The sequence below is a fragment of the Devosia indica genome, assembly GCF_003056405.1.
Classification (GTDB): Bacteria; Pseudomonadota; Alphaproteobacteria; order Rhizobiales; family Devosiaceae; genus Devosia; species Devosia indica.
Genome location: NZ_PYVZ01000002.1, coordinates 48,920 through 74,219, shown reverse-complemented (window position 1 = coordinate 74,219; position 25,300 = coordinate 48,920). Strand labels below are relative to the sequence as shown.

General features: G+C 62.0%; 19 protein-coding genes. 4 read left to right on the top strand and 15 right to left on the bottom strand.

Annotated elements, in window-relative coordinates; all coding sequences use genetic code 11:
- Window positions 1-12: 12 nt before the first annotated feature.
- Genes phnC through phnE (DDE76_RS02190) form a run of 4 tightly spaced genes read left to right on the top strand, consistent with a single transcriptional unit; the run spans window position 13 to window position 3,597 of the window.
- Window positions 13-840, top strand: a complete 828-nt coding sequence (phnC, locus tag DDE76_RS02205; RefSeq protein WP_104893414.1) for a phosphonate ABC transporter ATP-binding protein — start codon at window positions 13-15, stop codon at window positions 838-840.
- Between the two features lie 33 nt (window positions 841-873).
- Complete coding sequence (phnD, locus tag DDE76_RS02200) at window positions 874-1,794, top strand: phosphonate ABC transporter substrate-binding protein (RefSeq protein ID WP_104893413.1); 921 nt, start codon at window positions 874-876, stop codon at window positions 1,792-1,794.
- Between the two features lie 57 nt (window positions 1,795-1,851).
- The gene (gene phnE / locus DDE76_RS02195; protein WP_245891772.1) at window positions 1,852-2,763 is read left to right on the top strand and encodes a phosphonate ABC transporter, permease protein PhnE; all 912 of its coding nucleotides are present in this window, start codon (window positions 1,852-1,854) and stop codon (window positions 2,761-2,763) included.
- A 3-nt stretch (window positions 2,764-2,766) separates the two neighbouring features.
- The gene (gene phnE, locus DDE76_RS02190; protein ID WP_104893412.1) at window positions 2,767-3,597 is read left to right on the top strand and encodes a phosphonate ABC transporter, permease protein PhnE; all 831 of its coding nucleotides are present in this window, start codon (window positions 2,767-2,769) and stop codon (window positions 3,595-3,597) included.
- 28 nt (window positions 3,598-3,625) lie between these two features.
- On the opposite strand, the gene DDE76_RS02185 is transcribed toward phnE (DDE76_RS02190), so the two are convergent.
- The 15 genes from DDE76_RS02185 to DDE76_RS20080 form a co-directional block, all read right to left on the bottom strand.
- A complete protein-coding gene (locus DDE76_RS02185; RefSeq protein WP_245891771.1) occupies window positions 3,626-5,284 on the bottom strand; it encodes an ABC transporter permease in 1,659 nt (552 codons plus the stop codon).
- 48 nt (window positions 5,285-5,332) lie between these two features.
- Window positions 5,333-6,361 (bottom strand): extracellular solute-binding protein, encoded by a 1,029-nt coding sequence (locus tag DDE76_RS02180; protein WP_104893410.1) that lies wholly within the window; start codon window positions 6,359-6,361, stop codon window positions 5,333-5,335.
- Between the two features lie 147 nt (window positions 6,362-6,508).
- On the bottom strand, window positions 6,509-7,540 hold the full coding sequence (locus tag DDE76_RS02175) for an ABC transporter ATP-binding protein (protein ID WP_245891770.1): 1,032 nt from the start codon (window positions 7,538-7,540) through the stop codon (window positions 6,509-6,511).
- Between the two features lie 84 nt (window positions 7,541-7,624).
- The gene (locus tag DDE76_RS02170; RefSeq protein ID WP_104893408.1) at window positions 7,625-8,731 is read right to left on the bottom strand and encodes a CehA/McbA family metallohydrolase; all 1,107 of its coding nucleotides are present in this window, start codon (window positions 8,729-8,731) and stop codon (window positions 7,625-7,627) included.
- Window positions 8,728-11,835 (bottom strand): alpha-mannosidase, encoded by a 3,108-nt coding sequence (locus DDE76_RS02165; protein WP_104893407.1) that lies wholly within the window; start codon window positions 11,833-11,835, stop codon window positions 8,728-8,730. Before DDE76_RS02165 ends, DDE76_RS02170 begins: the two co-directional genes overlap by 4 nt.
- Before the next feature lie 16 nt (window positions 11,836-11,851).
- The gene (locus DDE76_RS02160; RefSeq protein WP_104893406.1) at window positions 11,852-14,305 is read right to left on the bottom strand and encodes a hypothetical protein; all 2,454 of its coding nucleotides are present in this window, start codon (window positions 14,303-14,305) and stop codon (window positions 11,852-11,854) included.
- Between the two features lie 36 nt (window positions 14,306-14,341).
- The gene (locus DDE76_RS02155; RefSeq protein WP_245891769.1) at window positions 14,342-15,406 is read right to left on the bottom strand and encodes an ABC transporter ATP-binding protein; all 1,065 of its coding nucleotides are present in this window, start codon (window positions 15,404-15,406) and stop codon (window positions 14,342-14,344) included.
- The gene (locus tag DDE76_RS02150; protein WP_198650814.1) at window positions 15,399-16,433 is read right to left on the bottom strand and encodes an ABC transporter ATP-binding protein; all 1,035 of its coding nucleotides are present in this window, start codon (window positions 16,431-16,433) and stop codon (window positions 15,399-15,401) included. Before DDE76_RS02150 ends, DDE76_RS02155 begins: the two co-directional genes overlap by 8 nt.
- 4 nt (window positions 16,434-16,437) lie before the next feature.
- Window positions 16,438-17,571: an ABC transporter permease gene (locus DDE76_RS02145; protein WP_104893405.1), complete on the bottom strand. Its 1,134-nt coding sequence runs from the start codon at window positions 17,569-17,571 to the stop codon at window positions 16,438-16,440.
- 10 nt (window positions 17,572-17,581) lie between these two features.
- The gene (locus tag DDE76_RS02140; protein ID WP_104893404.1) at window positions 17,582-18,568 is read right to left on the bottom strand and encodes an ABC transporter permease; all 987 of its coding nucleotides are present in this window, start codon (window positions 18,566-18,568) and stop codon (window positions 17,582-17,584) included.
- An 89-nt stretch (window positions 18,569-18,657) separates the two neighbouring features.
- Window positions 18,658-20,559 carry an ABC transporter substrate-binding protein gene (locus tag DDE76_RS02135; RefSeq protein ID WP_104893403.1) on the bottom strand — a complete coding sequence of 634 codons (1,902 nt, stop codon included), beginning with the start codon at window positions 20,557-20,559 and terminating at the stop codon, window positions 18,658-18,660.
- 487 nt (window positions 20,560-21,046) lie between these two features.
- A complete protein-coding gene (locus tag DDE76_RS02130; RefSeq protein ID WP_104893402.1) occupies window positions 21,047-22,084 on the bottom strand; it encodes a LacI family DNA-binding transcriptional regulator in 1,038 nt (345 codons plus the stop codon).
- A gap of 188 nt (window positions 22,085-22,272) precedes the next feature.
- Window positions 22,273-22,920 carry a hypothetical protein gene (locus DDE76_RS02125; RefSeq protein WP_157955628.1) on the bottom strand — a complete coding sequence of 216 codons (648 nt, stop codon included), beginning with the start codon at window positions 22,918-22,920 and terminating at the stop codon, window positions 22,273-22,275.
- 200 nt (window positions 22,921-23,120) lie between these two features.
- Window positions 23,121-23,963 carry a hypothetical protein gene (locus tag DDE76_RS19740; RefSeq protein ID WP_198650813.1) on the bottom strand — a complete coding sequence of 281 codons (843 nt, stop codon included), beginning with the start codon at window positions 23,961-23,963 and terminating at the stop codon, window positions 23,121-23,123.
- A 251-nt stretch (window positions 23,964-24,214) separates the two neighbouring features.
- Window positions 24,215-24,889: a helix-turn-helix domain-containing protein gene (locus DDE76_RS20080; RefSeq protein ID WP_342748365.1), complete on the bottom strand. Its 675-nt coding sequence runs from the start codon at window positions 24,887-24,889 to the stop codon at window positions 24,215-24,217.
- Window positions 24,890-25,300 lie beyond the last annotated feature (411 nt).

Below are 25,300 nucleotides of genomic sequence, written 5' to 3'. Positions count from 1 at the left end.
ACGAGGTGGGAAATGCTGGAACTGAGAAACGTCACCAAACGCTTCGGTGACACGATTGCGGTCAACAATGTCTCGACCAATTTCGAACCCGGACAAATGGTCGGTGTGATCGGGCGCTCCGGCGCCGGCAAGTCCACCCTGCTGCGATTGATCAATCGCCTGGCCACGGCCGATGAAGGCAAGATCACCTCGGGCGAGATTGACGTTCGCAGCTTGAATGGCACCCAATTGCGTGCCTGGCGCGCCCGCTGCGCCATGATTTTCCAGCAGTTCAACCTGGTCAATCGGCTTGATGTACTGACCAATGTGCTGATCGGCCGGATCGGCAGTGCCGGTACCTTGCCGGTGATGTTCAAGCATTTCTCGGCCGCCGACCGCGCCAATGCAGCCATGGCGCTTGACCGCCTCGACCTGCTTTCCCAGGCCCTGCAACGCGCCGACACGCTTTCGGGCGGCCAGCAGCAGCGCGTGGCCATCGCCCGGGCCCTGATGCAGAAGCCAAGCATCATTCTCGCCGACGAGCCGATCGCCTCGCTCGATCCGCGCAATGCACGACTGGTGATGGAAGCGCTGCGCACCATCAACCAGCAGGACAAGATCACCGTCATCACCAATCTGCACACGCTGGACGCCGCACGCGCGTATTGCGACCGCATCATCGGCATGGCCCATGGCCATGTCGTGTTCGACGGCACGCCCGACATGCTGACCAGCTCGATGATCCAGCAGATCTATGGTGACGAGCACGAAACAGCCGTGGACGAGAGCCTGACCTCGACCATCGCTGCCACCGGCACGGCAGGCCAAGCCGGCAAACGACACCTGGAGGCGGCCCACTAGCCGCTCCTCTTACCTCAACTCGGAGCTACATCAATGCTTACCCTGACGCGCCGCGGCCTTGTGGCCGCGATGGTTTCGCTCGCCCTGGTTTCCCCAGCCCTTAGCCAGGACTGGCGCGAGCAGTTTCCGGAACTGACCATCGGCATCTCTTCGAGCGAAAACGAAACCGACGCCATCGCCCGCAACCAGCCCTATGCCGACTATCTCAGCCGCGAACTGGGCGTACCGGTCAATATCGTGCGCGGCACCGACTATGCCGCCGTGATCGAAGCCATGCGCTCGGGCCACGTGCAGATCGCCTCGGTCGGCCCGGCTGCTTATGCCCTGGCCCGCAAGATCATGGGCGAGGACATTGCCCCGGTCGCCGTGACCCTCGATAACGAAGGCAATCTCGGCTACCACTCGATCCTGGCCGTGCGCGCTGACAGCGACTACCAGTCGATCGAAGACGTCAAGGGCGCCTCTTTCGCCTTTGCCGACCCCAACTCGACCTCTGGCTATGCAGTGCCTTCCTACTATCTCTCGACCGTCCTGGGCACCACGGCCGACGAATATTTCAGCGAGGTTGCCTTCTCCGGCGGCCATCAGCAGAGCGTCATGGCCTTGGTTAACGGCACTTTCGACGTGGTCGCCACCCATTGGCGCAACGAAGAGGCTGGCAATATCCAGACCATGGAGAACAACGGCCTGATCGAAAAGGGCTCGACCCGTATCATCTGGACCTCGCCCGTCATCCCGAATACCCCGGTGATGATGCTGACCACCCTGCCCCAGGAACTGCAGGACGAGTTCAAGACCGTCCTGATGGCCTTCCCGGAAAAGGATCCTGAAGGTTTCGCCGAATACACCCGCGGCACCTCCAGCGGCTATGTCGAAGCCACCCATGAAGACTATCTCGATGTTGTGGCGATCACCGAGTTCAATGCCGAACAGCGCCGCAAGAACGGCAACTGATCCCTTCCTGGCCGGTGCGCATCCCGCGTACCGGCCTTTTTTTTTCGTGAGGCGCGCGTGTCCACACTCAACCCCACCAATGGCCGGCTGGCATCGACGACGCGGGATGAACGCCTGCTGTCCTTCGACGAACGCTACCGCCAGCAGCAATTCACCCGCCGCAACTGGACCCTGCTTTATGGCGCGCTGTTTCTCGCCGCCCTGATTGGCGCCGTTGCGGTCAGCGATTTTTCCATTCCGGGCCTCGTCAAGGGCCTGCCCATGGCCTGGAACTATATACTGGGCACGTTCCCCACGCTGACGCTGGAGAATTTCTGGGCTGACCTCGCCGACTGGTACTGGGGCTTGCGCTTCTGGCTGCGCCTTCTGGTCGAAACCATCCTCATGGGGTTTGTCGGCACCGTGATGGGCGGCATCATTGCCCTTGCCTTGAGCTTTCCGGCATCGCGCAACCTTGTCGAGAATTCCGGAATCTATTTTGCAGCGCGCCGCATGCTCGAATTCTTCCGCACCGTGCCCGAGCTGGTCTTCGCGCTGATCTTCGTCTTTGCCTTTGGCCTGGGCCCGTTCGCCGGCGTGCTTGCCATCGCCGTCCACACGGCCGGTTCATTGGGCAAATTGTTCGCCGAAGTGAACGAGAATGTCGATCCGCGCCCCATCGAGGGTGTCCGGGCATCAGGCGGAAACTGGCCTATGATCATGCGCCTTGGCGTCGTCCCCCAGGCCCTGCCCAACTATGCCAGCTATCTGCTCCTGCGCTTCGAGATCAATGTGCGCGGCGCTTCGGCACTTGGGCTTGTTGGCGCGGGCGGCATTGGCCAGGACCTCTACGTCGCCATCCGTCAATTCGAGTACACCGATATCTCGGCCATCATGCTGCTGTTGATCCTGACCACCTCGGTCATCGACATCACCTGCGAAGCCATCCGCCATCGCCTGATCGGCCACACCCTGACACAGGTTGCCTGAACCATGACCGCTACGCTGCACGCCGACATCGCGCGCCTCAGGCGCACCAACCCCCGGATATTCACCCGCCCGCTACCTGAGCGTCTGCGCACATGGGGGCTGTGGCTGGGCTTTGTGGCCGTCCTCGCCTTCGGCCTGTGGTGGATCGACGCCTCTCCCATGCGGATCGTGAACGGTCTCAACAAGCTCGGCCTGCTGGTCACCCTGATGATCCCGCCTTGGCCCGGTGATGGCCTATGGGACTACACCTATGCCATGTTCGAAACCCTGGCCATGGCGTTTCTGGGCACGCTGATCGCCTTCATAGTGGCCTTGCCGCTGGGCTTTCTTGGCGCCAAGAACATCGTCCCCAACTGGCTGTTCCATTTCGGGCTCCGCCGCTTCTTCGACACCTTCCGCGGCATAGACGGCCTGGTCTGGGCGCTGATCTTCGTTTCTGCCGTGGGCCTCGGGCCCTTTGCCGGCGTGCTGGCCATCGCCGTGGGCGATGTCATGGTCTTCGGCAAACTCTTCGCCGAAGCTATCGAGAACGTCGACAATAAGCCGGTTGACGGAGTCCGGGCCTCTGGCGGCGACAATATCCACGTGGTTCGGCTCGGGGTCTTCCCTCAGGTTTTCCCGGTCATGATGAGCCACGTGCTCTATTTCTTCGAATCCAATGTCCGCTCAGCCACCATTCTGGGCATTGTCGGGGCGGGCGGCATCGGCTTGCAACTGTCCGACCGCATCCGCATCAACAATTGGCAGGAAGCTGCCTTCATCATCCTGATGATCCTGGTCACCGTGGCGATCATCGACGCCATCTCCCGCCGCATACGGGCTCGGCTGATCTAGCCCAGACACCAGCGGATAGGGCGGCCCATCACCGGATCCTGTTCGACGTGCGCGCGAGCAGGATCACCGGCAGGATACCGATGGCCACGATGATGAGAGCGGCCAGCGCCGCATCTTCATAGGTTCCCCGCGCCGCCTCGCCATAGAGCAGCGTGGCGAGGCTCTCGAAATTGAGCGGCCGCAGCAGCAAGGTTGCCGGCAGCTCCTTCATGCAGTCCACAAAAACCAGCAGGCCCGCCGCTGTCAGCGCCGACCGCGACAAGGGCAGGTGAACGCGCAGCAGCGTGCCGCTGGACGATTGCCCCAACGTGCGGGCGGCGTGGTCATAGGCGGGCGGAATGCGGCTCAACCCGGCTTCGATTCCCCCTGCGGAAATCGCCATGAAGCGCGCCGCATAAGCATAGACCAGCGCAGCCCCTGACCCGAGCAGCAACAACCCGCCCGGCAGCCCCGTCCAGGCCGTCCACCAGCCCCCCAGCGTCCGGTCGAGCGCGGCCACCGGCACCAGAATGCCGATTGCCAGTACGGTACCGGGCACGGCATAGCCCAACGAGGCAATACGCATCGCCGCGCTGGTCCAGCGCGATGCATGCAGGCGGGCCGCATAGGCCAGCGCAAAGCCAATGGCGAGAATGGCCAATGTCGCGATCGCCGAGACACTGACCGTATTGAGCGTCGCGCGCAGCAATGCGTTGGAAAGCCCCGCAAATTCGAGCCGCCGCGCGGCAGCAACCACCAGATAGATCGCAGGGCCCACGAACCCGATCAGGATCGGCGCAACACCCAGGCCGAAAGCAATCGCGGCGGCCGGCCCCTTGAGCGCGAAGCGCTGCATCTGCCGTGCATTCTGCGCCGTGGACGCGAACCGCCGATTGCGCCGCGCCCAGCGCTCCAGCATCAACACGGCCACAACCAGCACCAGCATGCCAATGGCAATTTGCGCTGCCCCGGCCAGATCCGTACGCACGATCCAGGTCGTGTAGATGGTGGCCGTCAAGGTACGCACGCCCAGGAATTGGGCCGCCCCCACATCGTTGAGCACTTCCATCAAAACCAGCGACACGCCGACCACAATGGCCGGCCGCGCCAATGGCAGCGCCACCCGCCAGAATATGGCTGAGCGCGGCACCCCGAGCGTCCGCGCCACTTCGGTTACATTTGCGGCCTGGGTCAGGAACATCGCCCGCGCGGTCAGATAGACGTAAGGGTAGAGTACGAACCCGAACACCAGGATAGCGCCCCACATCGCCCGCAAGTCAGGCAAGCGGAACTGACGCGGACTGGAATAGCCGAGCACCCAGCGCAGCACGCCCTGCACCGGGCCAAGCGGGTTCAGAATGTCGAGATAGGCATAGGCCATGATGTAGGTCGGCACTGCCAATGGCAGCAGCAGCGCCCATTCGAGAAAGCCGCGCCCGCGAAAATCATAGGCGCTGACGATCCAGGCCGCGCCGGTGCCGACCATGGTCGCGATCAGTCCCGAACCGGCCAGCAGCACCAGCGTATTCCAGGTCGACTGGGGCAGCACGAACTGGACAATGTGTCCCCACAGCCCGCCGGTATTCGCCACAGCCGTTGCCGCAATCGCCAAAATGGGGACGAGCGCAAGAGCCGCCGCGACGAATGCCACGGCGGCCCAGGGGCTGATCGCAATGTCAGGACGGCCTCGTCGGCGTCCTTGGGTCATGTCGGCCATCAAGAAGTGCGGCGCCCTTTCAGGCGCCGCCGAACCAACTCAGTTGGTGAAGGTGTCGAAATTGACTTCATCGACCAGTTCGCTGGCGCGTGCCCGGAACGGCAGCACTTCGGTCAGCGACTGGCTGTCGGGTTCCAGCGTGCCAAAGGCGGCAATAATGGGGTGCACCTCTGCCGTGGTTGTTACCGGATACTCGAAATTGGCTTCGGCATAGAGCTTCTGCGCAGCGTCGGAAACCAGATATTCGAGCAGTTCAACGGCCTGCTCGCGGTTGGGGGCATGGGCCGCCACGGCCGCACCGCTCACATTGACCAGCGTGCCGCCGCCTTCAAAGGTCGGCAGGATCACCTTGACCGCATCCGACCAGCCCTTTTGCTCGTCACCGCTCGAACCGCTCGCCATCAGGCCGTAATAGTAGGAATTGGCAACAGCGATGTCGCAGACACCGGCTGCAATATCGCGGGCACCATCCCGGTCACCACCAGCGGCCGCGCGTGCCTGATTGGCCTTGATGCCTTCGAGCCAGCTCCGCGTGGCGTCCTCGCCATACTTGGCCATATAGGCCGCGAACATCGCGGTATTGTAGGGGTGCTGCCCCGAGCGGATACACAGCTTGCCGCGGAATTCCTCGTCGTCGAGCTGCTCATAGGTGATGCTGTCGAGGTCCAGTTCCTTGGCCGCATAGACTACGCGGGCACGGCCTGAGAGCGCAAACCAGTTGCCCTCCGCGTCCCGCAGCGAAGCCGGAATGGCAGCCTCCAGCACGTCCGAATCCACCGGTTGCGTCACGCCGGCCTCGACCAGATCAATCAGGGCACCGAAATCGACAGCCATCAGCAGGTCAGCAGGAGAGCTTTCGCCTTCCGACTGCACACGCTCGATCAGGCCGCTCTCGAGAAACACGGTGTTGACCGCAATACCGGTTTCTGCAGTGAAGGCATCGAGAATCGGCTGAATCAGGCCCGGCTCGCGTGTGGTGTAGATGTTGACTTCCTGGGCCATGGCCGGAACGGCTGCGGCCATGGCCAACACGCTGGCAACACCAAAATTCTTGAAAAGCTTGCGCATAGTCGATCTCCCATTACGACATCAGCAGGATGCCCGGACTCCTCCGCCGCACCCTCTTCGACGCCGCAAAAGCCATACCGGACAGTAAAAGTCAAATTATTTGGAACCAGCTTAGAATGGATCTAAACTATTGATTGTACTCAATAATCAGATCGGCTCGGATTCCGATGGAAATATCAAGACCTCATGCGCATTTACGGCAAACCGCACCGCATCCCCGGGGCGCACATCGTGACGTGCAGTGCCACGCATCACCAAGGGCTCGTCCATCCCTTCGACGGCCAGCAGCAGCTCCTCGATTTCCCCCAGGACCGACCTGTCGAGCACCTGTGCCGGAAGGCCGTCATCACTCAATGTGATCGATTGCGGTCGCAACAAGACCTTGGGTGTTCCCTCCAGCGCCGCCGCAGGGAAACGTCCCAGCGGCGTCTCGAGCACATTGGCCTTCAATCGCGCCGGAATGACATTCATGCTGGAAAAGAACGAGGCCGCATAGGCCGTCCAAGGCGCGTCATAGATGCGCTCGCCGGTCCCCATTTCAACCAGGCGCCCCTTCTGCAGCAGCGCCACCATGTCCCCAATGGCCAGGGCCTCTTCCGGATCATGGGTCACGACCACTGCCGTCATGCCCAGTTCGCGCACGATGGACAGGGTCTCGTGCCGCACCCGATCGCGCAGCCCGCGATCCAGATTGGAAAACGGCTCGTCCATCAGCAGCAGGCGCGGCTGCGGTGCCAGGGCGCGTGCCAGCGCCACACGCTGCTGTTCACCACCTGAAAGCATGTGGGGATAGCGGTCCGCCAGCGTCGCAATGCCAATGCTGTCCAGAATGGAGGCGACGCGGGCCCCACGCTCTGCACGCGGCAGCCGGCCTAGCCCGAAACCGACATTGTCGCGCACGCTCAAATGCGGAAACAGCGCATAATCCTGGAACATGAAGCCAACCCGGCGATGCTCCGGCTCGACAAACACGCCCGGCCCCGAGACCGGCGTGCCGTCGATCACAATGCTGCCGGCATCAAGCGTCTCGATGCCGGCAATGGTCCGCAATAGCGTCGATTTCCCGCAGCCGGAATGCCCGACCAGGCACAACACCTGCCCGGCCCCGATCTCGAGCGAGACATCCTCAAGCGCCGCGACGCGACCGAAATGCCGCGTGACGCCGTTGAGAACAAGCATGGACTTTGCCTTTTTCATGCCTGCTAGTGGCGGTCGGTCCGCTCGGTTGTCAAGTCAGGCAGGCAATCCCGCCCATTTGGGCGCCTAGAAAGACGGATTGTAGTTGAAATAGAGCGGATTGGAGAGGGCGACCATGTTCTGGCTCAGCGCCATGGAATTGGGCACCGCCGGATAGGGCACCTGCGGTCCCTCGATCTCGACGCGATAGTAGTTGCGCTCGTCAAGACCTGGCGTGTCGGTAAAGCGAACGCTGCGCGTCTGAGGATCGGTAATCAGCGTTGCAAATTCGTCGCGATTGCGGACCACCCGCACGCGATAGCTGGCCCCCTCGATGCCTCCGCCCAAAAGGCGCACCTCGAAGGTTACCGGCGCACCGGTGGGTTTGACATTGTCACCCATCATCATGTCCATCACCCCGTCTCCATCGTGATCGGCGACCAGTTCGACGCGTGGATTGAACGGATTGGCGCTGACTGAAGCCCGGCCGGCCGCCATGGCTTCAAGCACGGCTTGTTTGCTGCGCTCGCGCGCATAAATCCACGTGGTGGGCGTGCCAACATAATTGGCGCTCGCCTCGATGGACAGGGACGTTGTCAATTCAGGTGTTTCGGGCACGCCATGATGGGCGTCGCTGCCGCCGCGCCCCCCCAGCATGCGCCCGGACTTGAGCATGTCGTCCCAGATGCGGACGCCCGGAATGTTCTTGGGCCAGGCGCTGCCATTCCAGATTTCCACCGAATCCGCCAGGTCGAACGAAAAGCCATAATGGTTCTTGGTGCTCGGATGATTGGCGGAGAAATGCACACCCAGCTCGCGCTTGAGTGCAAGCAGGTTCCAGTCGCGATCATCGCGATGGTCGAACACACGCTGGTGGTCATAGGGTTCGGTGGCAAGGATGTTGATATGACCGCGATTGGCGGTCAGCTCGGCACCGTGGAACAGCAGCAGCCTATCCGAGCCAAATTCGGGATCGGCCCAGGTGTGGCTGGCCACCGCGCCCATGACGTGAACGTCGTGATCGGTGATGGCGAGATAGTCAAAACCATGCCGCTCGGCAAAGCCGATGATCTTGCCAATCGAATTGTTGGACGAATCCGTGCTGTGCCGGGAATGCAGATGCCAATCGCCCTTGAGCCAAACCCCTTCCCGGGCCTCGAGTGGCGGTAAAGAATTTGGGATGGCCGGGATCACGCCCCGGTCCCCGTCTGCAGTTTGAGAGTCACGATCTGGAAGGGCGCCAGTGCCAACTGCACCTTGCCGTCCTCGATTATCAGGGCCTGCGGATCCCGTTCAAGCAGATTGACGATCTGGGCCTGACTTGTGCCTTCGGGCAGGCGGACGCTCACCGTACTGCTGCGGCCATGGGTCTCCCAGATGCGGGAGATAAGGCCTGTCCCGTCTTCGCTGCGCTTGAGCGCTTCGAGTGTCGCGCCCTGCCCGTCCAGTGCCAGCAGCGGCCCGTTTGCGGCCCCATCGCCCTGCCCCGCCACCAGCCTCAGGGGCAGGTTGTATGCCTCGGCGCGAGCCGGAATGTCGCTGGCCAGAAGGCCATGATGCACAATGGCCGCGTAGCGGAAATGATGTTCGCCCTGGTCGGCCTCGGGCCAGGGATAGACCGGCGACTTCAGCAGCGTGAGCCGCACCGTACTGCCGCGCACATCATAGCCATATTTGCAGTCATTGACGAAGGCGACGCCGAAATCGGGTTCGGACACATCGACCCAGCGATGCATGACGGTCTCGAAACGCGCCTGATCCCATGAGGTATTGGCGTGGCTGGGGCGACGGACATGACCGAACTGGATTTCCGCCGTGCTTTCCTGGGCCAGCACATCGAGCGGAAACGCCACTTTCACCAGCGTATCGTGTTCATGCCAGTCCACGAAACTGTCAAAGTCCAGCCGGTCGCTACCCGCCTCAAGGGCCACGATCTGCACGATGCGCGAGCGCTCATAGCGCCATTCGAAACGGATCGCGGCGCGGTGCGGGCCGGTCTCGACCACCTCGGCGCTGACCAGGGTGTCGATCTCCCAGACCTGATCCTCGAAACTGTCGTCAATGTCCCAGGCGTCATATTCGACCGGCATATCGCGATAGGCCTGCAACCGGTTCGCCGCCTGCCCGGGCTTGATCGTCTCTCGCCCCCGCCGCTTGTCGAACAGGGACACCAGATGTCCCTTGTCGTCGAAACGTGCCGCAATCAAGGCGTTTTCCAGGCGATGCGCCGAGACCACGAGCCCGCCAGTACCCTCGGCCAGGTCCGCTTCCGCACACTGAACTGTCACAACGCTGGTGGCTGGCAGGTCCTTGACCAGCACGCCTTGGCGCGTCCGTCCGTCGGCCCGATGAATGATCTGGCTGGCCAGAGTTTGACCACCCAGTGTCAGGCTGGAAGGCTGGTCGGCATCGAATTCGAGCAACCCATCGCGCGACCTGCCCAGGGCGTTGAACAGGCCGAAGTGCCCCTTCCCCGCCAGGGCACCGGTCAGTTCGGCGCGCAAGCTTTCGGCAGTTTCAAAGAAGCGTGCATAGTCTCGGTCACTATCGTCAAACACGCCACCAATCGAGGTGCCGGGCAAGATGTCATGGAACTGGTTGAGCAGCACGATGCGCCACAGATCGTGCAACGGCTGCGCCGGATAGGGCACCCCAAGCTGTTCCTGCGCCAACACGGCCAGCACTTCGAGCTCGCGCAGCGCCTGTTCAGCCAGCCGGTTGTTGCGCTTGTTCTTGGCCACCGACGTGAGCGTGCCGCGGTGGTACTCGAGATAAAGCTCCCCCACCCAGGTTGGATAGTCGTCGGGGCGCTTCGCCATGCGTTTCAGCAACCGCTCGAAATAGGGGCGCATATGTTCATGCCGGATCGAGGGGCAGCCCGGAATGCCCTTTTCCATGCGGCGGATGTTTTCCAGCATCTCGCGGGTCGGCCCGCCACCGCCATCGCCATGGCCATAGACCATGAAGAGTTCCTTGTTGAGCGCCTGCTGGGCATGGCGCTTCCAGGTGCCCATGACGAAAGTGGGCTTGATGTCGGCATTGTAGGTCGTGCCGAAACCGGTCGCGGTATAGGGCTGGGTGGTCATGAAATAGGCCGCCACCGTGCTGCCATCGATCCCCTGCCAGTGAAAGGTTTCGTTGGGCATGCGGTTGGTGTCGTTCCAGCTCATCTTGTGGGTGACGAACATGTCGACATCAGCCAGCTTCATCATCTGCGGCAGGGCCGCCGAATAGCCGAACGTATCGGGCAGCCAGAACACGCGCGGCGTCACCCCGAAGGTTTCCTCGTGATAGGCCACGCCATGCAGGATGTGCCGGGCAAACGACTCGCCGCTGGTGATATTGGCATCCGGTTCGAGCCAGAGCGCCCCTTCGATCTCGAACTTGCCCGCCTTGACCTGCCCTTTTAGCCGCTCGAACACTTCGGGATAGTCCTGGGCGAGGTAATCCAGCAACACGCCCTGATTATACATGAAGCGATAATCGGGATATTGCTCCATCAGCGCCAGGGCCGTCGACATCGAGCGCGCCATCTTCTGGCGGGTTTCGCGCACGCGCCAGAGCCAGGCAACATCGATATGGGTGTGGCCGGTAACGGTGATCACCGGCTTGTCCTCGAAATCCTCGGCCGCGTAGATTTCTTCGGCAATCGCCTCGGCCTGTTCGAGCGAGGCGGCAAAGCGTGCCGCATCGCCGGGCCGGAAATCGATCAGCGCCAGCGCCGCATCCACCCGCTTGAGAATATGGTGCCGCCGCGGGTCATCCTCGGCCAGCAGGCGCGCCACATCAAGCGGCACGGATAGATCGTAAAACACCTTCTCGACCAGTGCGTCATGCGCCAGCAGCGAGAACAACATGCCATATTGCCGGCGATCCTCGATGGTGCCCGCCTCGACCAGGATATCGAATTCTTCGCCGGCCTTGGCAGCAGTGCTCAGCAGCACTTCCTGGTGATTGCCATCGGCGCCCTGGGCAATGCGCCCATTGACCCGGACCAGGCATTGCGGGTCCGAGCGGCCACGCGTATTGCCGAACTGTGCATTGACCTTGAGAAACACCCGCTGCCCGTCAACGGACTCCGGCATGGCAAAACGCGTCGCAAACCAGAAATAGCTCTCCGGCTCACCCCACACCAGATCGGGACCGACCGCCTCCCAGCCCTTTGGATCTTCGCCAACGATATCGCCGCGCTGCTCGGGCAGGCCGCGCCGGAAGCGCAGCGGCAATTCCGTGGTGATCTCCGTAAAGATATGCGCGCGCAGGCGACGCAGAAGGTGGTCCAGTTTCTTGATACGCATGTCGTTCGTCCTGCCCCTAAAGGGTGCTGATCGTGATGTCTGGCGTCACGCCATAGGCCGGGAGCGGCTGCGGGATTGAATTGACCAGCAGCCCCTGTTCCCAGTCGAGGCGCAGATTGGCCAGGCCCGGCCCTTCGAGCACAAGTGCGTCTCCGCCGTCGAAATGCAGCCGGCATTGCGCGATCAGGTCGATGAAATCGGCAAGGGATTCGCCTTGCGCAACTATGGCGGCCCACCCCTGTAGCGGTCCGTTGCAACGATATTCAAGTCCCTCTGCAGGCCCCTCGGTGATCGCCTGCAGCGGTCCAGTCGCCTTGAGGGCGACGAGCCCATCCCCGCCCTCGAGAATGAGCGTGTCACCATGGTGGTGGTGGATCAGACCTGTGCGGGCAGCATAGGCATGGGCGAAATCGACACGCGGCTCGCTCCCCAGCCGGTATTGCAGCAGGGCGATGTTTTCATGCTGGCCAACGCGCGGCAGCCTGCCATTGCCGGCCCAGTATGACGGGCGCTGCTGGCCCCAGGGATCGTCTTCGCCCGGATGGTTGATCCAGGCGCGGGCCATGGGATGACTGGCAAAGCGCAGGTCAAGCACATGCTGCTGATGACCATAGCCGCCCGCCTTGGCGCCGCTATTGGTGGAAAGCTGGATAGCGCGCGTCTTGTAGAGCCCCAGCGAAGCCGCCGGGCCATAGCCCTGCAGGTAGCGCGCGGAAACGACCTGTCCCGGCTCTGGCCAAGCATAGCGCTCAAGCCCCTCGGGCGGTTCATAACGGCCTGCGGCAAACAATGGCAGCGAAGCCACCCCCTTGTTCAGCCACCCCTTGCCAAAGGCGATCGCCGCAAAAGGCGCCAGCTCGGTCAGTGGCCCGGCGCGCAATTCCTTGTCATAGGCCCGCCCCATCGATCCCGCTGGCACGCCGTCCAGCGTGTGCAGCGCGACCATGGTGAAGATCCGGTCGCACATGGCCCGGGCGCGTTCCGCCAGGTCTGCGGGCCCAAGCTCGGCCAGTGTCAGCAGCCCGATGAAATCCACCGGGTAATAGGCGGCCGAATTCCATTCGGCCAACCCGTCCTCTTCGACCGCATCGAACCAGCGCGCCAGTCGCTCGACAGCCAGTTCCGCCTGCTCGGCCCCGATCCGGCCTGAGGCAGAAAATATGTCCTCGGGAAAACTCTGACCGGCCAGCAATTGTGCGACGTGAAAACACAGCGCGTGGTTCTCGCTCCAGAACCACATCACGTCATTGCCCGGCTCATCCACCCAATAGCGAAAGCCGAGCAGGGTCTGGCGAATACGCGTTTGCAGCGCAGCCGGCAGCGCATCGCGGCAGCGGATCCAGACCCAGAGCAAAGGCACGGCAACGAAATCGGCGCAGTCGCGCCGTTCTGCCATGGCCAGCAAGGTCTCCTCGATAATGCCGGCAATCCGTGGATCGTCGGCCTTGCCGCTTTCGAGAAGTGCCACGACCAGCCCCATCCGGCCTTCGCCATGGGCAATGGCATTCTCGAGCGCCAGTTCTTTGCGGCTGGGGAGATCGCCCCCAAGCGCGCTTGCCGAAACCTGGTGTAGAATGGCGCAGCCGATATTGCGCTCGACCACGCTATCGCCCGCCGAAAAGGTCAGCCGCAGATCGTGATAGCCCTGCGGCAGGTCCCGGCCCTGGCATAACACCAGTTTGGTCGCGCCCGCCGGCAAATCATAGGTGGCATCGAGCAACACGGCCTTGGTGTGCGAGGTCGAGGCAATGACGGCGCGAATACGCACCGGCAGGCTGGCCGGTGTGTCGAACAAAAGGGTCAGCGCATCTTTACTCGTTACCACATCGCCGCGCGTCCGAACCTGTGTCGAGAGCCCGCGCAACGTCTCGACATGCGCCCCGAGGCTCGCACCCGGCAGATAGACGTTGAGCGCCACATCGTCGAGCAGCACCAACTCGAAGAACCAGTTGGTGTCCCGCTCGGCCATGTCCTCCGTGAGCACGATGATCTCGCTGCCGCCCGCCTTGATGGGCAGGTGGACCACGCTGCGTTGATCGGCATTGCGGGTGAATGGCTCAAAACGCCCGGCCAATTCGCCATCGACCCAGATATGCACGCCGCCGCGTGTGTGCAGGTCAAACGAGCAATAGCGGTCGACCGGGCTGCTCACCTTCGTGCGGCACCACCGCGCCAGCCGCGTCGGCCGATGCCGGAACTGGCTGAACTCCACCCGCCGGTTATTGCCCGGCAGATAAAGCGCCTCGACCGCCCAGTCGGTGCGCAAGGCAACACTGCGGCTCGCCACGTCCTTCCAGGTCGCAACGCGGCAAGGCAGATCCCCGACATCCACGAACCCGTTGATATATTTGTAGTCCTGCGGATCATTGGCGGGGGCCGGCACACCGGGAAAACAAGTCGCCTCGACGGCCGACAATGCCCAGGCGGTCAGGCTGTCCCCACGGCGAATGGTCAAAAGAGGGGTGGTCATCAAAAAAGGCCTTGTCAATATTGGGCGCAGCGGCGCCTAAGCCGTCACACCGGTCAGCGACAGCTCCTCGGCAAAGTGGCAGCGCACCTGGCGTCCGCCTTCAACAGCGCGCAGGGCCGGCACGTCCGTGCCACAGATTGGCTGGGCATAAGGGCAGCGCGGGTGAAAGCTGCACCCCTTGGGCGGGTTGGCCGCATTGGCAATTTCACCCTTGAGCGGCACGCGCTTGCGCGTGCGATTGCCACGCGGATCGGGCTGCGGCACTGCCGCCATCAGCGCCTCGGTATAGGGGTGCAGCGGCTTGGCGAACAGCTTGTCGGTCGGCGCGGTCTCCATCAGCCGGCCCAGATACATCACACCGACCCGGTCCGAGATATGCTCGACCATGCCCAGATCATGGGTGATGAACAGATAAGTCAGCCCGAATTTTTCCTGCAGATCCTGCATCAGGTTGATGTTCTGCGCGGCCACCGAAACGTCCAGCGCCGAGACGGCCTCGTCGGCCGCGATGAAGCTGGGGTTGAGCGCCAAGGCCCGGGCAATGCCGATGCGCTGGCGTTGCCCACCGGAAAAGGCATGCGGGTAGCGGTTGACATATTCGGGCCGCAAACCGACGACTTGCAGCAACTCGGCTACCCGGTCGCGGATCTCGCTTTGGCTGCCCACGCCATGGATCAGCATCGGTTCGCCCACCAGTTGCAGCAGGGTCATGCGCGGGTTGAGCGAGGAATAGGGGTCCTGAAAGATCATCTGCATTTCGCGCCGCATTGTGCGCATCTGCCGGTCCGTCAGGCCGGAAAGATCGACAACCGAGCCATCGGCCTGGCGGAACAGGATCTGCCCATCGGTCAACTGATAGGCGCGCAGCATCAGCCGCGCCACGGTAGACTTGCCCGACCCGGATTCCCCCACCAGCCCAAAGGTTTCCCCCTTGCGGATATCGAGGGTCACATCATCGATGGCCTTGATCTGGCCCACAGTCTTTTTCAGCCAGCCGGCCTGAATGGGAAAATACTTTTTGAGATTGCGAACCGAGATCAACGCATCTTCGGGCATGTCGGCATGAGCCAGACCAGCATTTTGTGTTGCAACATCAAGCATGGACGGGCTCCTGGGCGAACTGCTCGGCAATATGGCAGCGCGACATCTGGCTGCCGAACCGCTTCTCCGGCGGGGTCTGGGTGTCGCACAGGCCTGACAGGGCATGGCTGCAGCGGGGGTTGAAGGTACACCCCGGCGGCACGCTGAACGGATCGGGCACCATGCCCGGAATGGTCGGCAGCCGCCGCCCCTGATCCACCCCCAGCCGGGGAATGGAGCGCAGCAAGGCCTGGGTATAGGGATGCTTGGGCGCATAGAAGATGTCGTCGACCGTGGCGGTTTCGACGATGCGCCCCAGATACATCACAGACACCCGGTCGGCGATATCGGCAACCACCCCGAAATTATGGGTGATGAAAATGATCGCCATGCCCAGCTCGGACTGCAGCCGCTTGAGTAGCTCGAGAATCTGCGCTTCCGTGGTCACGTCGAGCGCCGTGGTCGGCTCATCGGCGATTAACAGGGCCGGATCGCAGGAGATGGCCAGCGCAATCATCGCACGCTGGCGCATGCCGCCTGAAAGCTGATGCGGAAAGGCATCGACCAATTGCTCGGGGCGCGGCATCTGCACCTTGGCCAACAGGTCAATGGCGCGTTCCCGCGCCGCGGCGCGGCTTAGCCCCATATGCAACTGCACGGTGCGCATGATCTGGGCGCCAATGGTGTGCACCGGCGAGAGCGCTGTCATCGGCTCCTGAAAGATCATGCCAATATGTTTGCCGCGCACCTGCCGGATCGCCCGGCTGTTGCGGCCGAATGACGAAAGGTCGAACTGCTCGCCGGAGCGCAGTTGCATGCGCACTTGGCCCCCCGCATCTACCGCGCGCTTGGGCAGCAAACGCATGATCGAGCGGGCGGTGATGGATTTGCCCGAGCCACTTTCGCCGACAATGCCGAGCACCTCACCCTTGTTGACATGGTAAGAGACGCCATCGACCGCCTTGACCAGGCCTTCGCGCAAGGGAAAGTGCACCTGCACATTGTCGACGTCGAGCAGCCGCTCTTGGGGCATATCAAATGTTTTCATCGTCTTACTGCCCATAGGGGTCGGCCGCATCGCGCAGGCCATCGCCAAGGAAGTTGAAGGCGAGCACGGTCATGACGACCGCCGCACCCGGCGAGAGCAACCAGGGCGCCAGCGAGATGGAGCGCAGGTTCTGCGCATCCTGCAACAGCACGCCCCAGCTCACCACGGGCGGACGCAGGCCCAGCCCCAGGAAGCTCAGCGCGGTTTCGCCCAGGATCATTTCCGGCACCGCCAGGGTCAGTGCCGCGATGATATAGGAGGTCATCGAGGGCAGCATGTGCTTGGTGATGATGCGATATTCGCTGGCGCCCGCCAGGCGCGCCGCCATCACATAGTCCTCATTACGGATGGCCAGGAACTGCCCGCGCACCACGCGCGCCAGATGCGTCCAGCCGATCAAGGCCAGGATCAGCGTAATCAGCACATAGACCACGATGGGGTCCCAGGCGATTGGCAGCGCCGCCGCCAACCCCATCCACAAGGGGATCGTGGGCACCGAGCGGATCAGTTCCATCAGGCGCTGGATCGAATTGTCGATCCAGCCACCGAAATAGCCCGAGATCGAACCCAGGGTCAGGCCGAGCACAAAGGCGAAGATCACCCCGATCAACCCCGCCGATAGAGTGACCCGGCCGCCATGCATCAGGCGCGAAAACACGTCGCGCCCCAGATCGTCCGTCCCGAGCAGATTGATCTGCTGCCGCCGGTCATCGACACCGAACAAATGGATATTGGACTGGAACAGGCCGAAGAAATTGTAGTCGTCACCTTGGTGGAAAAACCGGATCGGCAGCACGGTTTCAGGGTCCGTCTCGTACAGAACCCGCGCCGTTTCCGCGTCCCGCTCACGCGACAGGCCATAGACGAAGGGGCCGACAAACTGGCCTTCATGGAACAGGTGGATGCCCGTGGGCGGCGCCAGCGTTCGCAGCCGCTGCACCTCGAACGGTGCATAGGGCGCCACCATGTCGGCAAACAGCGCGCACAGCGCCAGAATGACCAGGAACCACAGCGAAACCACCGCCAGGGCGTGCTTGGTAAAGCGGCGCCAGATGAGCTGCGCCGGCGTTGCTGTGTAGAGATCTTCCTTGCGGTCCTTGGCCGGCGCAGCGGTCGAGTTGATGGTCTGATCGGTCATGGCCAATCCCTCACGCGTTGCGGATGCGCGGATCGAACCACGCAAGCAGAATGTCGGAGATCAGCGTGCCCACGACAGTAAAGACGCTGAGAATGAGAATGAAGCTGCCTGCGAGATACATGTCCTGCATCTTGAGCGCCTGCAGCAGCAGCGGCCCGGTCGTGGGCAGGTTGAGAACAACCGCCGTGATCACGTCGCCCGAGAACAAGGCAGGCAAGGCCCAGCCGACCGTCGAAATGAACGGATTGAGCGCCACGCGAACCGGATAGGTCCAGACCACGCGAGCCTCGCTCAAGCCCTGCGCATAGGCGGTTTCGACATAGGGCTTGCCCAGTTCGTCAAGCATATTGGCGCGCATGACGCGGATCAGACCGGCCGCACCACCCGTCGCCAGGACGACCAGCGGGATCCACAAATGGCTCAGGAGATTTCCGAGCTTGGCCAGGCTCCAGGGCGCATTCTGGAATTCGGGTGAGAACAGCCCGCCCACATCCATGTTGAGATATGCAAAGGCCAGCCACATCAGGATCAGCGCCAGCAGGAAATCGGGAATGCCCTTGCCCAGAAAGCCGAACACGGTGAACAGGTGATCTAGAAACGAATACTGCCGCGAGGCCGAATAGACGCCGACCGGAATGGCAATGGCCCAGGTCAGCACCAGGCTGGCCGAGGAGATCGCCAGGGTCAGCATCAGCCGGTCCCAGATCAGGGTCGAGACCGGCGCGTTCCACTCCAGCGAATAGCCGAAATCACCCCGCAGCACGATATCGCTGATCCAGCGCCAATACTGCACGATCATCGGGTCGTTGAGCCCGAACTGGTCGCGCATCATTTCTTCCTGCAGCGGCGAAATATATTCGCCGGCATGGCGCAATTGCGCGGCATAGGCGGTGACGTAGTCGCCGGGCGGAAGCTGGATGATCACGAACGAAATGAACGAGATGAAGATCAGCGTCGGAATCGCCAGCAGGGCGCGGTTTCCGATGAATGCAAGCATGGTGTGGGGTCTCCGGGCCGGACACCATCCTCACATGGCGCCACGGCAAGCCGGGACGGGTGAACCCGTCCCGGCAGGGTCTTCTGGCTTTAGTCCTGTTCCATCCAGAACTGCTGGGTGCGCGCCAGGCCCACACCGCGGAAGATGTCGTCCTGCACAAGGTCAGCCTGCACATTGTGCATCTTGTCCGAGACGATATTGACCACGGTACCGGCGCCATAGACACCAATCACCCAACCCTGGTTGACGAAGATTTCCGCCATTTCGGAGACGTAGCCATCGGCAACTTCCACCGATGCCGACTGCGATGCCTGGTCCCACAGATCATAGATCTGCTGCAGTTCAGGGCTCGGCTCCATGCCTTCGGCACCATCGGTGTTGTACCATTTGAAGCTCTGGTTGGCGTAACCGTCCGAGCCCATGATGCGGCGCGGATCAGCCGGCACATAGGTCAGGCGGTCAAACGGAATCCAGTGCATCTGGAAGTCGTTATTGGCACGGTTATTGTCCCACTGGGTTCGGTCGATCACACGGGGCAGGAACTCGATGCCGATATCGGCAAAGTTTTCAGCCAGCAGTTCGAGCGTCTTGGCATGGGCGGCGTCATTGGCCTCCACGACCAGGCTGAATCGCTGCCCATCGGGCCGCAGGCGGAAACCGGCGCCATCGCGTTCGCTCAGGCCCGCTTCGTCCAGCAGTTCATTGGCCAGATCCGGGTCATATTCCGTCCAGTGGGTCGACAGCTCCTCGCTGTAATAGGGCGATCCCATCACTGGCGCGGTCTGCAACTCCTTGGCAAGGCCTGACTGCGTCAGTTCGTTGATGAGTTCGCGATCCACCGCGACCGACATGGCATGGCGCACGGCCTCGGTTTCGAACAGCCCGCGCAACACCTCGTCGGTGGTGTTCATATTGGGCACCAGCGACCACACGTTGGAGTCCAGGCCCGGCACGATGTGATAACCACCGCGTTCCTCGTTCTCCTTGTAGAAGGTGTAGTTATCCAGACCCATATAGCGGGCCTGCATGTCGATCTGGCCCTGAGCCACCATCAGGTTGAGCGTCTCCGGGTCCTGGAACAGCCGGTGCTCGATCCGATCGATATAGGGGAGCTGGTTCCCTTCCTGGTCGACGGCATAATAGTAGGGGTTGCGCACCATGGTGACAGTTTCGGCTGGCGCCGGGGTCTCGATCTTCCAGGCGGTGATGACCGGCAGATCCGGATTGTTCCACCAGCCGGTCAGGGCGCCCTTGGAGCCCCAGAGATCAGTCCAGGCCGCCACATTGTACTTCTCTGCTGCCGCTGCGAGCTCTTCCTCGCTGGCATATTTGTCGTTGTACTGGCTCAGATAGTGCTTGGGGAACAGGAAGCTGGGCCGGTCAAGGCTGGGCTCGCCCGTCGAGTCCTTGGCCAGGATCTGCAGGAAATAGACATAGGGCTGGGCGAACTTGATGGTAAAGGTGCGCTCGTCCTGTACTTCGAGTTCAAGCGGCACACCGCCCGGGGCAAAGGTGGGGTCAATTGTCGGCACCAATGCGGGGTTGAGGAAGACGTCGTTATACCAGAATTCGACATCCTCGGTCGTCACCGGCATGCCGTCCGACCATTTCAGGCCCTCGAGCAGGGTGAAGGTGAACGCAGTCGAATCCTCGTTGACCGAATAGCTCTCAATATAGCCAGGGGTCAGCACGGCGGTGCCGTCCTCATCCGCGGTCCATTTGAGCACGCGCTCTTCCATCAGCTTGGTCGGCCCCCAACGGTCACCCGGACCGCTATAGGCGCGGCGCCAGGTGCCACCATATTCGCCCACGCTCAGGGCTTCCACCACGGTGGGGTTGACCGGCAGGCGTTCATCGACCGGCGGCAGGCTCCCGGCCTCCACCATTTCGGTCAGCATGGGCGCTTCCTGGAAGGCCCAGGCCGAGCCGGCCATCGCCGTTGACGACAGCGCCGCTAGGGCGATCGCCGCGACCCAGTTCTTGGCATTCATAGACTTCTCCTCAACTCCAGCGCCACACACCGCATCCGCGGGATAGCGCATCATTCAGCCATGAGAGGCAGACAGCAGTGAATGCAAAAATTTTTGCACGATCCCTCACCTCTCCCCGACACGACCATGAGCAAGTGCCGATTTTCTTAGTTTTTCGGCTATCATTGTCGTGACGGCGGCCATACTTGCCGCTGAATTTCTCAAGTGCAATACGAAAAAATTTGCACTACCGCGACGCGGCGATGCATTGGCGCAATCTGAGGTACGTGCTTCCATACAAGAATGGTTTGGGATTCAATGCCTTACAAAACGGCTGGGTTTTCGCCAGTGGCCCTGAAACCGGCTGAAAAAATTCGTCAACCAGTTACTTAGCGACGCCTGCGAACCGGCGCAAAAGGGTATCGGTGCCGCCAAACAGGCTGCGGTTGTTTGGCATAGACGCGCATTTGCACCCCTTCCCAAGGCCGAATCTTGTCTTGGACAGAAGTCAGGCCAGCGAACGCACGCTGCCGCGCACGGTCAGGCGGCAACCCAGCTCAAGGCGGTTGGCCGGCATCCCTGCGTCCGCCGCGACAATGCGCTGCTCCAGCAGGTTGAGCGCCGCCAGGCCAATATAGTCGAGCGGCACGCTGACCGTTGTCAGTGTGGGCGAGGTGAATTCACCCAGCGCCACGCCGTCAAACCCGACCAGCGAAATATCATTGGGCAGCGCATAATTGGCCTCCTGCAAGGCGCCGATAACGCCAAGCGCCAGATTGTCCGCCGCGCAGAAGATGGCCGTCACCCCGCCAAGACCATCATGCTTGTCGATCCAGCGCCGCATGGCGGCCGCACCCATGTCGGGAAAATAGCCTTCGGCATAGTGGACATAGGCCGTCTCGAGGGACAATTCATTGGCCCGGAACGCATCGAGAAAACCATCCCGCCGCCGTCGCACCGTACCACGCCCCTCCCAGGTCAGGTGCATGATCGAGCGATGCCCCTGCTTGATCAGCCAATTGGTGGCAAAGCGTGCAGCAAACCGGTTGCCGGGCGTAACGCTGTCAATCTGCATCTCATGGTCTTCACCGTTCATCAGTACAGCCGGAATGCGGGAACTCGCGATAGCCCTGAGCAGATCGGGCCGGTCATCGCTGAGCAGCAGGATGCCATCCACCTCGGCCTGCCGGGCCTGCTCGACCAGTTTGGCTCCGCTGAAATTGGGCGTATCCACCTCGATCGGCAGCACCCGGATGGACCGCCGCTCGCACTCACGCATCAGCCGGCTCAGCAGTGTCCAGGAGAACAGGTTGTGCTGATTGTTCGGCAGCGTATCGCTCGGCACGGCCAGCATGATGCTGCGCAGCACGGCAATGGTGGCCTTTTCGCGCCGCCGCGCCAGATAGCCCAACTCCCTTGCGGCGCCCAGAACACGTTCCCGCACTTCCAGCGAAATTGTCGCGGTACCGTTCAACACATGGGACACTGTGGACGCCGCAACCTCTGCGCGCGCGGCAATATCCTTGATCCCGACTTTCCGGTTCACCCAGACTTCCCCTGGAAATGGCGTTCCATAGCGACTCTATGTGTCCTGATGGCACAATGCGCAACCCGTGTTGCGTGGCTTTCCTGCTTGGACGCGGCATACACGCAGGTCCAGTCCGAAAGAATTGCCCGAAGCACCTCAAGCTGGGCGCTGCTCGCCAGCTCACCCGACCGGGTGTGAAATTGGCGCTAGCAGTTGACCTGCAGCTCGCCATAGCCGGCCAGCCAGGCCGCATTGGCCGAGCGCACTGTAAGGGTGCAGTTGGTGCCGGCCAATGGAACGGAGCGCCCGACATAAGCGCCGCTGCCATCCGAGAACGAGATGCGTTGCTCGCCAACATCGGCCACCGCAACCCAGCCGCTGGTCCCGCAAACAGGAAAGATGTCACCCGCCGCCACAAGGAATGGGCTGTTCTGCGAGACACAATCGCTACGATTATCTGCTGCCGTTGCCTGGGGGGCCGGACCGGGCTGCGGGACCACCGTCTCCTCGACAGACGCCTCAACTTGCGTGTCTTCCAGCGCGGACAACCGCTGCTCCAGCGCGCCGACAGATTCCCCAGGCGCCGCCGAGAGGGCAGCCAGGTTTTCCTCGAGGCCCGCCAAGCGACTCTCAAGCCCCTTCAGCGTTGCGTTCAGCTCGGACATGGAGGTCGCCGAGGCCGTATATTGTCGGCCATAGAGCTCCAGGCTCAGCTTGAGCTGCGCAATTTCCGAGGCCGCTTCCTGTTGCGTGTTCCGGGTCTCGCTGTAAAGCCAGGCCGATCCGGCGATGGCGGCAAGAACGAAGACGCCCGGCACAAGCACGCGGAGCGGGGACCGATCACGATCCGTCATGGCCGCCACCACTGGAAGGCCAGCCGCATCCTGTCCGGAGCGGCGGCACAGATACGTTCATGGCAGCTTCGGCGCCTGGAAACAGCGTTGCGGGACATGTCTAGCCTTTCGCGGCAGGTCCTGACGGTTGGCAGGGAGAAATTTCCGGGTCGTTCCCGCGCTGGGGACAGCGCGGGAACGATGACTGGCCAAGGGAGCGGTCAGTACACGTAAATCGTCACCCGATTGAAGCTGCGAACCACCGCAAAGGCGTCCCGCGGGCTATAGCCCGACCGCGTCAGGGCAGACGAAATTGTTGGTGCAGTCATCAAGGACGTTTGCAGCACACCAAGCTTGGGGTGGTTCGACAGCGTTGCCGCCAACAGTCGACGCTGCGGATCACACAGCTTGATGGGGAAGACCTGCACATCGCCTGCACCATGCCAGTTCGAGACTTCACGGCTGGTCACCGGCGTACGATTGAACAGGGCTAGCGCAGCTTCAGGGTCTGCACCAACGCAACGCGTCGCACCGGCGCCATTGCTTGAAGAGCTACCCGAACCGCCATCGCCACCGGGACCGCCAGGTCCACCAGGTCCACCAGGCCCACCGGGACCGCCAGGCCCACCAGGCCCGCCGGGACCACCAGGACCGCCGGGGCCGCCAGGTCCGCCGGGGCCATCGGACCCGCCTGACCCGCCAATATCGACGTCGACATCAAGCAGGCCGGAACTGCCGCCAACATCGACATCGGCCGTGACCAACCCGCCGCCAACATTTGCATCGACCCCAAGAATGCCGCTATCGCCGCCGCTGCTGACATTGGCATCCAGCAGACCGCTACCCGAGCCGCCACCGACATTGGCGTCCAGGACATTGCCGTCGCCGCCACCCAGTCCCACATTGACCAGCCCGCTGTCTCCAGCTTCGCCTGAACCAAGCGTTATCAATGCGCCACTGTCACTACCTCCAACGAGCCCCAATAGAGATTGCGCCGACGCCGACGGCGTCAGCATCAGGGCAGCGACCAATGCCCCTGTAAGAATTGGGAGAGTCGGTTTCATTTCAGGCCTCCAGTTGAAACTTTTACTTTTACGCGGAAGCACATTCATTGATGAAAGCCGGCAATTGGCTTCTGAACCTGCGCCACACTGCAACGCTAGGGGCCGATGACCATTGGCCACCAGTAACAAACGGTATCATCGGGGGTTCAATTCGGGTTTGTAGACGTTGCCTGACGCGCGAAAACTGCTCGATTCTGTCGCTTTTGGGCATTGCACTGCAGGCAACCCTGACACAACCAGCCGGACACTCGCTAGGGCCGGCATTCGTCTGCATTCGCCACCGCACCTTCTTGGCGGTCGGCGTCAGGCAACTCGCTTTCGCGCCAATAAGCCCTGAGTTTGTTCCGGACCGTGCGCAGGGACACACCAAGCATTCTGGCCGTGCGTGTTCTGTTGCCGCCGCAATGGCGCAACGTCTGCAGGATCACGTGCCGCTCGATATCCTGCAGCGTCTGGCCAACCAGGCTCCGGGCGGCCTTGCTGGCGCGCAGCGGCGTGTCGGCGGGCGCCTGGCTGGTGAAATGACCCAGAATATGATCGATCAGGCGGTCGTCGTCGGCCGTTATTACGGTGGTGTCGGACGCCCCCGAGGTCTCGATGAAAACCAGCTGCCCGGTTTGTTCATCAATGGCCACCAGGGCCCTGCTGCCAATGAGCAAACGCGGTGTGTTGCCGGCTTCAACCAGCACGAACTCCGGCGACTCGCCCGGAAAAGCGGGATCTTCGAACACATGGATGAGCTCTGACCGGAGCTGCCCAAGCCGAATCCGTTGCAGCGATATGCGCTCGAACGGCTGCCGCACTCGCTTGCCAAATGTCGAAACACGCATTGTGGGCATTGATGCGGTGTCGGCATTACGGCGTCCAAAGACACGTCCTTCCGAGTGGGGGCCATAGGAGCCAAACAGGGACAGTTTTTCAGCCACGGACAACGCCTCCTTGCAATCGCAAAGCCCAGATCGACCATGACGGCAACGGCCGTTCAGGCCCCAGGGCAGGCTTCAGCGTGCAGGCTTATGAGCGCGCGGCAAACGTTATAGCCGGTTATGTACGGAGGTTTGCGACGTTTCATGCTCGCCCGGATCGCATCCCGACCACCCCAGGCGTGCTGTTTGATCCAGACCCTGGGCGAGTCCGGCACGCTGCAAATCCAGCGAGCCGACAGCACCAGTTTTTCCCGGGAATACTGGGACGTATTGCGAGCGATGTAACGGTAACGAACTCGACGCAACGCAATGCCCCTGCCAGTTGTTTGCGTATAGTTTCCACAGCCGGGGCCAACGAAATGACGTATTGTACAACAAACAAACGCAAGCAATGCGAGCGCGTCATAAGCC